Source organism: Burkholderia arboris (assembly GCF_902499125.1).
Lineage (GTDB): Bacteria > Pseudomonadota > Gammaproteobacteria > Burkholderiales > Burkholderiaceae > Burkholderia > Burkholderia arboris.
Genome location: NZ_CABVPX010000002.1, coordinates 395,104 through 407,951, shown reverse-complemented (window position 1 = coordinate 407,951; position 12,848 = coordinate 395,104). Strand labels below are relative to the sequence as shown.

Genomic DNA, 12,848 nt, shown 5'->3' with positions numbered 1-12,848 from the left:
CATGAACACCACCGTCGATATCGGCGACGACAGGATCGATCGCGAGTCCCTGTCGCGGGTACCTCAGCCGGCGCCCCAACCGTCAGGGCAATTGCCGGCGGCACAGTCGGATGACTTTCTGCGCACCCCACGCGTCGTCCCGGTCGGGGACAAGGGCAGCATGCTCTTCGATTCGGTGTTTCGCATCGACCACGACGATGATCTTCAATTCCAGCTGCGCGGCTACAGCCTCAACCCCCTGGTGGATGCCGCGCAGCCGCTGCTGGGCCTGGTCATCCGCCTGCGCCGCCTCGACCGCTGCGACGACATCCCCACGCTCTACGCCAGCGTGCGTGACCAGATCACCGCGCTATCCGAGGAAGTGCGTCAGCTCGGCTACGACGGCGCCACCCAACTGGCCTATCGCTACGCGCTGTGCACCTTCATCGACGAAGCTGTCATGGCCACTCCTTGGGGAAACAGCTCGCTCTGGCGCAATCGCTCGCTGCTCAGCTACCACCACAACGAAACCTGGGGCGGCGAAAAATTCTTCACCGTGCTCGCGCGCATGCAAATGGAGCCGGAGCGATACCACCACGTCCTGGAATTCAAATACCTCTGCCTTTGCCTGGGCTTTCAGGGCAAATACGGCCAACAGCACAACCAGCAGGACGTGCTCAACGCGATCATCGTCAAGCTTCACCGCATCCTGCGGCCGCTGCGCGGCGATACGCCCGAGCGCCTCACCGATGCGCCCACCGTCGCCACGTACAGGTACCGCCTCAAGCGCCAGATGCCCCTCTGGACACCCTGGGTGATCGCGTTTGCCGTACTGGTCGGCGCCTACCTGTTCTTCTCGATCAGGCTGGGTGCCACCACCGACCAGGTCCTGCAATCGCTGGATCACATCCTCAAACCGTAACCCAGGCCACGGGAGCGACCATGCCTACGCAATCCGACCTGCGCTTTACCTTCACCGCCGGCGACGAATCATTCGAGGTCGTCGAGTTCACCCTGCACGAGGGCCTGTCCGAGACCTTCCTGTTGCGGGTGGAACTGGCCAGCGCCAACGCCGCCATCGACTTCGGTCAGGTGCTCGACCGCAACGGCCTGCTCACGATCTGGCAAGGCGGCGTGCCCGTGCGTTACGTGCACGGCGCGGTGTCAAGTTTCGTGCAAGGCGACATGGGCTTTCGACGTACCCGGTACTCCGCGGTCGTTGAGCCGCGCCTGGCGCGCCTGAAGCTGTCCTCCGACTGGCGCATCTTCCAGACCCTGAGCGTGCCCGAGATCGCCACGGCCGTGCTCAAGGCACACCATCAAACGCTGGACTATGAACAGCGTGTCACCAACGAGCATCTGGCGCGCGAGTACTGCGTGCAGGCTGGCGACACCGACTACGATTTCATCGAACGCATGCTGCGCGAGGAGGGCTTTTTCTACGCGTTCCAGCACAAGGCGGACGGGCATCGCCTGATCCATTGCGATCGCCTCTTTATTTTCGGTCGCCAGCAGGGCGAGCCAGTGCTGTACAACCCCACGCCCGGTGGCGACCAGCCGCAGCCATGCCTGCGCACCTTCGCGTACACCGAGAACGTGCGCACCGCGCGCCAGGTGCAGCGCGACTACACGTTCAAGAGTCCACGCTATCCGCACGAATACCCGCGCAAGGGCGCGGACCTGGATCACCAGGGCCGCGGCTACGCGCGCTACGACTATCCGGGCCGCTACAAGCACGAGCCCAGCGGCAAGGCATTCACGCAGGACCGCCTGCGCGGCCACCGCCGCGATGCGCGTATCGCACTGGTTAGCGGCGACGACGCGCGCCTGCAACCGGGCCTCGCCTTCGACCTCACCGGTCACCCACGTGAGGACATGAACCGCGGCTGGCGGTCAGTGAGCATCGTGCATCACGGCAAGCAATACGCCAGTCAGGCGGAGGAGAGCGCCGACGCGCAACAAGGCACGCACTATCGCTACGAAGTGGTGCTGGTGCCCGACGACGCGGAATGGCGCGCCGAGCCGCTGCCGCGCCCGCGTATCGACGGTCCGCAGCCGGCAACGGTGGTGGGCCCCGAAGGCGAAGAGATCTACACCGACGAATTCGGCCGGGTGAAGGTGCAGTTCCCATGGGATCGCGAGGGCAAGCACGACGAGCACAGCTCGTGCTGGATCCAGGTCGCGCAGAACTGGGCTGGCGCGACGTGGGGGCATATGGCGATCCCGCGCATCGGGCAGGAAGTGATCGTGGTCAACCTGGATGGCGATCCGGACCAGCCGCTCATCATTGGGCGGGCGTACAACCGCCTGCAGTTGCCGCCGTACGAACTGCCGCGACACAAGACGCGGATGACGATCAAGAGCCAGACGCACAAGGGTGAGGGCTACAACGAACTGCGCTTCGAGGACGAGAAGGATCAGGAGGAAATCTACGTCCACGCACAGAGGGATCAGAACATCCACGTCAACCACGACGAAGCCACCGTCGTGGGCAACGACCGCAGCGAGCAGGTGGGACACGACGAAACGATCGTCATCGGTAACGATCGCAAAGAAACCGTAGGTCGCGACGAGCAGGTCACCGTCGGCCAGGATCGACGCCACGACATCGGGCAGGACGACCTCCTGGGCATCGGCCGCAACCACACGATCCACACCGGCAAGGACCGAACCGAGGAAGTCGGCAACCATCGCCGCGACAAGACCGTGGCGGATCACACAGTAGATATCGGCGGGCATCTAACGCAGCGCGTGCAGGGGCGTGTCGAACTGGAGGCGGGGCAAGCAATTCGGCATCGCACCAAAGTTTATGAAATCCGTGCGGCCGAGGTTCTGGAGGTCAAAGGCCCGGGCGGCACCGTGCGCATCGACGGCGGTGGCATCACGCTGGAAGGCGTGGCGATTCGAGTAAAGGGACCAATGACGCAGAGCAGTGGGGGCACAAGTACGGTACCCGCCCCAGTGGGCGTCCCTGCCGAGGGCCTGCCGTTTGATGTGCTCTGCATGAAGCGCAGTGACGGGAGTTGCCCACGCTCCGATTGCCCATGCGGCAACTTCCGGGGAGGCTGACAATGCTTGAGGCACTGGAGCAACCGATACTGCCAGCGACCACGGATACCTCTCCTTCGACTTACCTGTTGCTGGAGAGCGAAATACTGGACGAGTGGCTGCTGGCGCAACCCAATACGCCGGAAGAGCACACCATCGCGGATACAGTGCGCTCGCTGGATTTCACCTGTACGCAACGCTGGGTGTGGCGTGAAACCGAATACCACGACTACGACACCCGGGGGCCGATGCTGGTCCAGTACGGACCGGGTTCGGCTCTGGCGAGCACCTTCATTGACGTATGGTCGCCAACCGGCGCCGCCGTGCTCCTGGTGACGCCCGAACCCATGGAGACCGTGCTGGCCCACCTGCGCGAAATTCTTTTCGTGCACATGCCCGACGGCAAGAAGGCACGCTTTCGTCTTCAGGAAACGGCGGCATTGGCTAGCGTGTTGCAAGCCTTGGACCCGCATCGTGCCGGCACACTGCTTGGCCCGGTGCAAGAACTGCAGTGGCGGGAGAACCTGGGCCCGGACCACCAATGGTGGCGCTATCGGCAGTCTGCAGGTGGCTACCAGGTGCAGGGGGGCTTCCAGTTTTCCGCCCCTGAGATGGCTGCCATCGATGCTGGCTTGGCCGACTACCAGTTGCGCAAGCAGACGGCGCTCACACTGGGCGCCCCCCATAGCTTCCGCGATAGCGCTCGCCAGCAAACACGGATCTGGCTGGAGCAACTTTACCAATGGGGCTTCCAGGAGCCGCACCATTTGGAAACTGCGATGGAGGCGTTCCGCCACCCCGCCTATCTGGCGCACGCGCATGCCGTCGTCGCCTTGTTGGGCGACGCAAACCTGACACCGGGCGCTCGTGCGACCGGGGCGTTGAACCATCTGCTTACCGAAGGAGCCTGAGCATGGCCGGAACGACCTCATACGCCAGCGCTCGCGAAAGCTGCCACGCTCGTATCCCCTTGTTTCCCTTGCGCTACTCCGCTCATGCTAAACCGAAAGGCGGTTCACTCTATCCCTACGAGCTGCCCTCGCTGGACCGGAGCTTCAGAGCGCTAGATCATGCCCAATATGGCTTGCGTTGCATCGGTGGCGGTTTTATCTACCTGTTCGACGAGACGCAAGGAGACGTCTTCGTTTGGCGAGTGAATGAAGAGAGCGGACAGTTCATCGAGCTGCAATCCAAGCACCGCTCCCTGGAAGGCGCGCTCAAAGACTACAAGCCTGGGCACACCGTTCGCCATATCTGGGCGCGGGAGTGCTCCGTCGTTCATCTTTTGCTGACGGACACCTTGTTGACTGAGCGGAAAATCCGCGCCATCCAGTCCGACCAAGATGGCATTCGCACCCAGTTGGCGACCACCATCGACATCAAGGCCTGGCAGGCCGACGCACCAGCGAAACACACCTTCGCCGCCGAAGGGATGGGCGACCTGGTGGAGGAATTCAAAGGCACCAACCTCGATTTCTCGCCGTGGAAACTAAAAAACGTCATCCCGACAGCCAAGGCACTGCTCACCAGCATGAAAGCCGTTGCGCCTGCCAAGCAAATAGCCGTGGTCATGCGCGACAACATCGCGCTGGTGCAGGACCTTGGCGGCCTGTTCTTCCAAGCGCGCCAGGCCATGGAGAGCTACAACTCCGCGCCAGACAAGTCGAGCACGTACGGCGACGTGAAACGATTTCGGAAGATGCTGATCGCCGAGTTGATCGAGCGCATCTATGAATCCGCATACGCTCAGAAGAAGGGTTTGGCCGGCAAGAATCGGGAAGAGTTTGACCGCACCCTGCAACGGGATATCGACGAGCGAGAGTGGATCCGCAAACGCTTTGCCGACAACCTGGCCGTCATCGAGCGCGAACCGGCCCGGCATCGCCCGTCCTCGTACCCCAATGCCCGTCGGCAACTCGATGCCATGCCCATCGAACCGATTGGCCAGCGCTCCGCGGTCTTGTCGAACGCGGCCGGGCTCTATGCCCGTCATGTCCGGGAGGCGGATCGTGTGAAGTTCATGCAGGAGTTTGCCAAGGAAATCGGAAAGCGCCATGGAGTGGTACTGGACCACAAGAACGACCGCTGCAAATGGTTGGAGAACTACCAGACAACAAAGTCCGCGAACGATATGGGTACCTCATTCCTGCGCTATGACACCGAGGATCCGAATTCGTCCACCAGTCACGCGCTCGCATTTGCTATCTGCATCGAGAGCATGATCTGGGGGACCGAAACGACGCCGCCTGGCAAGAAGGACAACGAGCGCGAGTTGTTCGAGCGGTGGTGGAAACTGCCGTGGAAGACCAATCCCATTCTGATCAATATTGACCATGACAAGGGGTTTGCGGACACGCTTTGGGAGAACAAGAAAGATGTCGCCACGGATGCCGCGTTCAGCAAGGGTCTGGGACAGCTTATGCGCTACGTGGCGTTGCATTTCTTGATGGAGCAGGTGAGTGTCTACACGCTCAGTCGATTCCCGAGGGCGGGGACTCAGACTCGCCCGTGGCACGGCGCGGCACGTGACGCAGTGGCGAACCGCGTCCATCAATTGGCTGGCATGGGCACAGTGGAAGATGCCAATCGTCTTGTGAACATGGTGGAAACACGCTATCAGGACCGCGTGATCGTGCGCGGATTGACACTCCCGGAAGCGGCGGATGCCTTGGATGACGCGGCAGGATTTCCTCGCGGCACAGTGGCGCGAGGATCGATTGCCATGGGGGCAGGGGACACCATGGAGCTTGCCGTGTTCCAGCGGTTGACGCCGATGACACGCGTCGCCAATCCGTTCCTGCAAGTGTTTGAGCGCGGAGTAGCGGGTGGGGTGGCGTTCTTTAGTCTCATTAACCTGAAAAATGCCGCTATTACTTTCCGTTCGGACAAGAGCTATGGAGCGCAATGGAATTTGATGGCCGCATTCATGGGTATCGGAAGTGCAACGAACGGAGTTCTTATGAACACAAGGGCACTGATGCCGGCTGTTTACTCGCGGGCATCAATTTCCGGATTTCTGTTGCAACGTCTCGCCGGTGCCGGAGCACTACGGTTGTTCGGTTATGCGGGAGCTCTGTTTGATGCGCTTTCAAACTGGTTCAAAGCAGCTGATCAAAAGAGCATTGGGAACCACGAGGCAGCCAAAGCGTATGCGTTGGCCGGCGTCGGTCTGGGGCTGGGAGGAGCAGCTTTGACCACGGGCGGTGGTGTGCTCGCGGCGGGCGGGACAATGGCGAGCGTCGTAGCCGGTATACCCGTAGGGGGTTGGCTTGTCGCCGGTGTGATTCTTTTGGGAATGGGCATATGGTGGGTGTGGCAGGCTGAGCAGGCCCAATTCACTCCGCTCGGCTTTTGGCTTAACGACGGGACTTTTGGTAAGCGCGAGTTGCTGGGACGGGCTTCTAGGGAGACATACACCACCCTCGATGATGAGAACAGGGCATATGTAAACGCTGTCTGTGCGCCGAAGTTAGAGGATAGCGAGTGGAAGGTTGTCGGCGCCAAGCACTCGCCCATACCGCTGCCCAGCAGCAGCGGTGTCTACCTTACATACGAGCCACGCTTGGTGTTGACGATTGTCTATCCGCTAGATGGCACTGTGAAACCGCCCACCATCACTCATGCCAGCAGCGGAGTCGGCGGGGCGGCGCCAACATTGACCGAAGACGGTAAAGGGAGGCCGCTGGACGGAGGGGGCGTGGTTCGCACCTACGCGGTGACTGGCCTCAGCAAAAAGGCCGCCGACCGCTTGACCTTGATCGCCGCATATACGCCGACGCTCCTGCAAGAAGCGTTGCAAACGCGATGCGATATCGATGCGAGCGATGCCCCGTTCTACTACCAGAAATAACGGACCATGAATCGACACCAAGTTCCCAAGGCAGAGCGCAGCATCTTCTTCGCACGCGTTGACGCCCTGCGCCCGGGTGACTCGCCCTTAGGTGTGGAGCCTGCTGCTGACAACAACGTTATGAAGGTCACCGAGCACTGCCTATTCATGCGTACAGCCTTCGGCAGCATATATGGTGGAAGACGTAGCATGAGTTGGTGGGCCGCTGTAATGATTCCTTTTACATTCGCAATGTTCTCCATTTTCGAATATTTGACTTACGTCGATGATCGCGACCATAAGGGATACACCGCTGGAGCCCTGACGCACTATCTGGGGAGCTTGGACCACACGGTTGGCATGACTGCTCTAGCCTTGTTGGGTTTTTCCTGGATTTTCATTCCCTGGCGCACTCAGTTGCCCATCATCTTCAATCGAAGGACGCGTCAAGTGATCTGCGTCATTCAGGGTAAATCAGTTAGCCAGTCATGGGACCATCTGGAAGCCTATATCAAGGATGTCACCACCTTTGCAGTAGGCGGCGCGCCAGTCAATGAGGGTGTGCTGACCCTGGCCTTTCCCTGCGCCGACCCGGAGAGGTCACATGCTGATGGTCGTCTGCGCATCGGCATCGCTGCGACGAAGGATGCCGACGAGGCCTTCTTCAATCGTGGCATCTACGGTGCAGCAATGGTGTGGGAATACATCCGCCTCTACATGCAAGACGGCATGGATGCCCTGCCGCCTTCCTCGGCACTGGACAACTATCGAGCCACCAGCATGCGAGAGTGCATCAAGGCGTGGAATCCGTTCGGTATGTTCCAGACACGCACTTGGTGGAAGCGCCTGCTGGCACCCGCGCTCTTTCCTGTCGTCGCACCTTTCTTATGGCTCATAGCGCTGGGCGACATCTTCTATATGTGGCTTGACCGCATCCTTCCGCGCCGCAAATGGCCAAAGGAACTCATCGACGCTTGCGATGGCGTATGGGACGGAGGGGAGAATTGATACCCGGAAACCCGATCCCAAAGGAGGTGCGTTGAGCGCACCGCCGCCGGCGGAAGCCTTGGCGCGTTGAATCGATGAAGATGGCGTTGCGATTTTCCAGAAAGAAGCGACCCGGCGTGGCACTGGCCATCCGCACGTCGAATGACCGGAAACGCGCTGGAGATCAGCGTCGTCACCATGGCCTGCTACGGCGCGCACCGCGCGTGGGGCATGGGCATGGCGGCGTGATTTGCCTCGTGCAGTGGTTTCAGCCGAGAAGGCCGATAGGGCAGTTACCCAGCCCTCGAACTGACCGAGGCATTGTGGTAGCAGCACGGCTTCTGGCGTCGTGCTTACGTGCACAAAGCGCCTGAGCGGAGTCCCATCGGTCTCGAAGCGGCCGATCAATTATTTTCTGGAGTGCACTCGCATGACCAATCCCAGCCTCGAAACGGCGATCAAAGGGGGCAATGACCGACCTAACGTGTTATTTACACTCGGTGGCACCAGGCCGCCCCGGTGATGGCGCTATTTTCTCCACTGCTAGTCGTGTCGATGTTCGTGCCATTCCCATTGCGCACCGACGGACCTCTTCTTGCCATCGCGGTGCTGATAATCGTCTGCATCGCCACCCCGTTGATCTTGGCCCACGTGGTGTACCCACCTGCCAAAGATGTGGTGCACATTACACCCGACGCCTTGGTCTTCAAGCGCTATGGAACCGTCACCTTTGACAGTATCACCGCATCTACCTTGGACGGACTGATCCGGCTCACGCGCCGGCAGCAGCCAACGATGGCGTTGCTCGGTAACCGCAAGACGCCCGGCTACAAGGCCTCCGCGGCGGCGCTTGGACCCGCCATGGCGACGTGGCGGTCGCACCATCCAATGGTGCCGATCGAGCAGAGCCATTTCTAGGGCACGTGGCTGGCCAAGGTGCTCGGCGCACTGATCGTGGTCAGTTGTCTGGGCCTCGCCATCGCCGTCGTGACTATGAAACTCGCCTTGGCCTCATTACCCGCCTTGGCGATCGGCATCTTCGGTGGTCTCCGCCTGCGCGCTAGTAAGCGCCAGGATATTCAGAAGTAGTACAAACCATAAGGAGCTTGATATGCGACCTATCGTACTCGTCGGTCACCGACACAGCTGTCCCGTCCACGGTGACGGAACCGTCGTCAGCGGCGCCGAGTCCGCTGCCATTAACGGCCGAGCGATCGCGCGCGTGGGCGACCGCATCAGTTGCGGAGCGGAGATTCAAACCGGCTCACCCGGCACGGAGATCGAAGGTCGGCCGGCGGCGCGTCAGGGTGACACCACCAGCCATGGCGGCACCTTGGTCGAGGGCGAGCCTGGGTGGCTTGTGGAGTGACAGCAAGCGGTCGCTACGCGGCGGGGGCGCCGTCGGTGATGACTGTCGAAGATGGCTTACCGCTGCGATAGCGTAGGCAAATTGTATTGATGAACGACGACAATCAGCGGTTGACAATTTCGCATCTGTCACGACGGTGTCATTCTCGTGCTTGGCTCGGCAACGAACAGCAAAGCGTTCAACTGGTCGCCTCCGAGTTTCTCTTCTGCACACTGATGCCTGATGTACGGAGCGCGCACCGGCAGAACCGTGTTGCGTTCCTTCGCCGCGAGGCTGTCGCCCGCCGCGTCGCCCCTAATCGTGGTATTCGCGATCTACGTGGGTTGCGCCAATGGCGGAACAAGTGTCGGCCCGACTCCGGCCGCCCAGACCCCAGACAAATCAGCGCAGGCCGTCTTGCACCTGACCGTCCCCGATCTACCTGCACGACCACGTTGAATGGGCCTTTCCAGACGTCGCTTATGGTCGGCGGAATACCCTTCGTCACGTAGTGAAAGGGTCGTATCAAACTCGACCTCGCGCACGGCAGTCCGCCACACGGCACATCCGAGCCGAAAGCCTGTGCCGCCGCAGCCACTCGTTTTAGGCTGCTGGACCCTAAATCGCTGTAAACTCACGCTTTTGCTGCCACGCCCCCACACATCCAGATGTCCCAATCCCCCAAAGTAGGGTTCGTATCCCTCGGCTGCCCCAAGGCGCTCGTCGACTCCGAACAAATCATCACGCAGCTGCGCGCCGAAGGTTATGAAATCTCCGGCACCTACGACGGCGCCGACCTCGTCGTCGTGAACACCTGCGGCTTCATCGACGAAGCCGTGCAGGAAAGTCTCGACGCGATCGGCGAAGCGCTGACCGAGAACGGCAAGGTGATCGTCACTGGCTGCCTTGGCGCGAAGTCGAGCGCCAGCGGCTCGAACCTGATCGAGGAAGTCCATCCGAAGGTGCTCGCCGTCACCGGCCCGCACGCGGTGGGCGAAGTGATGCAGGCTGTGCATTCGCACCTGCCGAAGCCGCACGACCCGTTCACCGACCTCGTGCCGGCGGCCGGCATCAAGCTCACGCCGCGCCACTACGCGTACCTGAAGATCTCCGAAGGCTGCAACCACCGTTGCACGTTCTGCATCATCCCGTCGATGCGCGGCGACCTCGTGTCGCGCCCGGTCGCCGAAGTGATGCTGGAAGCCGAGAACCTGTTCAAGTCGGGCGTGAAGGAACTGCTCGTGATCTCGCAGGACACGAGCGCTTACGGCGTCGACGTGAAGTACCGCACGGGCTTCTGGAACGGCAAGCCGATCAAGACGCGCATGACCGACCTGGTCGCCGCGCTCGGCGAACTCGCGGCACAGTACGGCGCATGGGTGCGCCTGCACTACGTGTACCCGTATCCGAGCGTCGATGAAGTGATTCCGCTGATGGCCGAAGGCCCGTTCAAGGGGCACGTGCTGCCGTATCTCGACGTGCCGTTCCAGCACGCGCATCCGGAAGTGCTGAAGCGCATGAAGCGTCCGGCGAACGCCGAGAAGGTGCTCGAGCGCGTGCAGAAGTGGCGCGAGATCTGCCCCGACCTGACGATCCGCAGCACGTTCATCGCGGGCTTCCCCGGCGAGACGGAAGAGCAGTTCGAAACGCTGCTCGACTTCATCCGCGAGGCGGAACTCGATCGCGTCGGCTGCTTCGCGTATTCGCCGGTCGAAGGCGCGACGGCAAACGAACTCGACGGCGCGCTCCCGGATGACGTTCGCGAGGAACGCCGCGCGCGCTTCATGGAAGTCGCCGAGGAAGTGTCGGCGAACCGCATCCAGCGCAAGGTCGGCAAGACGCTGAAGGTGCTGATCGACGAAGTCAGCGAGGAAGGCGGTATCGGCCGCACGGCAGCCGATGCGCCGGAAATCGACGGCGTCGTCTATGTCGAGCCGGCGACGAAGGCATCGAAGCGCTACAAGGTCGGCGATTTCGTATCCGTGAAGATCACGGGCGCCGACGGTCACGATCTGTGGGGCGAGGTGTAAGCGATGACCGCCGCATTTCCGGAGATCCTCGCGCTCGGCGAGGCGATGATCGAATTCAACCAGTCGCAGCCGGGCCGTCCCGAATTCCTGCAGGGCTTCGGCGGCGACACGTCGAACTTCTGCATCGCGGCGGCGCGCCAGGGCGCGTCGACGGGCTTCGTGTCGGCGATCGGCGACGATCCGTTCGGCCGCTTGCTGGCCGACATGTGGCAGGCGGAACACGTCGACACGACGTACGTGCGGATCGACCGCGCGGCGCCGACCGGCGTGTATTTCGTCACGCATGGCGCCGACGGTCACCAGTTCGACTATCTGCGCGCGGGCTCCGCAGCGAGCCGCTATGCCACAGGCGACCTGCCGCTCGATGCGCTCGCGACCGCGAAGGCCGTGCATCTGTCGGGCATCAGCCTCGCGATCAGCACGATCGCGTGCGACGCGGCGTTCGCGGCGATCGACCATGCGCGCAGCCACGGCGCGAAGGTCAGCTTCGACACGAACCTGCGCCTGAAGCTGTGGCCGTTGCCGCGCGCCCGCGCGGTGATGCGCGAAGCGCTGCGCCAGACGGACATCTGCCTGCCGAGCTGGGACGACGTCACGGCACTGACGGGCGCGAACGATCGCGATGCGATCGTCGATGCAATGCTCGAGCACGGGCCGCAGGTCGTCGCACTGAAACTCGGCAAGGAAGGCGCGTATGTCGCGACGCCGGACGAGCGGCGCGTCGTGCCGGGCTTCACGGTCGAGGCTGTCGATGCGACGGGCGCGGGCGACTGCTTCGGCGGCGCGTTCGTCGCGCGGATCGTCGCGGGCGACGATCCGTTCGCGGCCGCGCGTTATGCGAATGCAGCGGCGGCGCTGTCGACGACAGGCTACGGCGCGGTCGCACCGATTCCGCACCGCGACGCGGTGGAGCGCCTGATGCAAGGCTGACGCGCCACGCGTACGCCGGCCACGGCCCCGCACGACGGGCAGGGCATCGCCGCGATTTTCGAGCGAATCTGAAGCAAGGAGCAATACAAGGTGGGTCGATATTCGGAATGGCAACGGGCGCTCGTCGTCGCAGGCGCGCTGGCAGCGGGCCTCGCGATGCCGCGCGTGGTCGCGGCGCAGGCCGTCGCGCCGGGCGTGCAGCAGGATGAACCGGCAGCGGCGCGGCCGCTGAAGCCGAATCCCGAGTTCGCCCGCCTGCCGCGCTACGAAGGCACGCTTGGCGACCGGCCGATCGTCGTGCATCTCGGCCCGAAGACGGACGAGGAAGGCGTGCACGGCGAGTACCAGTTCGCCGATACGGGCGAGGTCGTGCTGCTCGCGGGCGATCGCGACGGCGATACGCTCGAGATCGAGGAATCGAACGACGGCACGAACATCACGGGCGTGTGGATCGGCCGCTTCGACACGACGGGCGAACTGAAGGCCGACCGGATGAATTCGGATGAGTCGGATCCGCAGCCGGTCGTGCTGCGCCTGGCGCCAGGCAAGCGCGCGGCGCTGCAGGTGCGCGACGGCCGCGTGCAGGAAATCGAGACGGTGGGTGGCGTCGTCAACCTGCGCACCGGCGACTGAGCGCGCGCTGGCTCGGCGCGCGCGGCGCGCATTGTACCGGGCCAACCGCGCCGATTTTGGCTAA

The 12,848-nt window shown here is 62.4% G+C and carries 10 protein-coding genes; all 10 read left to right on the top strand.

Features of this window, described 5'->3' with window-relative positions; genetic code table 11:
* Position 1 precedes the first annotated feature (1 nt).
* The gene (gene icmH / locus BLA15945_RS04280; RefSeq protein ID WP_174991564.1) at positions 2-901 is read left to right on the top strand and encodes a type IVB secretion system protein IcmH/DotU; all 900 of its coding nucleotides are present in this window, start codon (positions 2-4) and stop codon (positions 899-901) included.
* 20 nt (positions 902-921) lie between these two features.
* Positions 922-3,048, top strand: a complete 2,127-nt coding sequence (locus BLA15945_RS04275; RefSeq protein WP_174991563.1) for a type VI secretion system Vgr family protein — start codon at positions 922-924, stop codon at positions 3,046-3,048.
* Positions 3,049-3,050: 2 nt separating this feature from the next.
* A complete protein-coding gene (locus tag BLA15945_RS04270) occupies positions 3,051-3,938 on the top strand; it encodes a DUF4123 domain-containing protein (protein ID WP_059234051.1) in 888 nt (295 codons plus the stop codon).
* Positions 3,939-3,940: 2 nt separating this feature from the next.
* On the top strand, positions 3,941-6,877 hold the full coding sequence (locus tag BLA15945_RS04265) for a toxin VasX (RefSeq protein WP_174991562.1): 2,937 nt from the start codon (positions 3,941-3,943) through the stop codon (positions 6,875-6,877).
* Positions 6,878-6,883: 6 nt separating this feature from the next.
* A complete protein-coding gene (locus tag BLA15945_RS04260) occupies positions 6,884-7,864 on the top strand; it encodes a hypothetical protein (RefSeq protein ID WP_174991561.1) in 981 nt (326 codons plus the stop codon).
* Between the two features lie 528 nt (positions 7,865-8,392).
* Positions 8,393-8,761, top strand: a complete 369-nt coding sequence (locus BLA15945_RS04255) for a hypothetical protein (protein ID WP_174991560.1) — start codon at positions 8,393-8,395, stop codon at positions 8,759-8,761.
* Positions 8,762-8,954: 193 nt separating this feature from the next.
* Positions 8,955-9,212, top strand: coding sequence for a PAAR domain-containing protein (locus BLA15945_RS04250; RefSeq protein WP_081051822.1), 258 nt, complete (start codon positions 8,955-8,957; stop codon positions 9,210-9,212).
* 647 nt (positions 9,213-9,859) lie between these two features.
* The gene (gene rimO, locus BLA15945_RS04245; protein ID WP_059234056.1) at positions 9,860-11,221 is read left to right on the top strand and encodes a 30S ribosomal protein S12 methylthiotransferase RimO; all 1,362 of its coding nucleotides are present in this window, start codon (positions 9,860-9,862) and stop codon (positions 11,219-11,221) included.
* 3 nt (positions 11,222-11,224) lie between these two features.
* Complete coding sequence (locus BLA15945_RS04240) at positions 11,225-12,151, top strand: sugar kinase (protein ID WP_059234057.1); 927 nt, start codon at positions 11,225-11,227, stop codon at positions 12,149-12,151.
* 90 nt (positions 12,152-12,241) lie between these two features.
* Entirely contained in the window at positions 12,242-12,784 is a 543-nt protein-coding gene (locus BLA15945_RS04235) for a hypothetical protein (RefSeq protein ID WP_174991559.1), read from the top strand.
* The last annotated feature ends 64 nt before the right edge of the window (positions 12,785-12,848 follow it).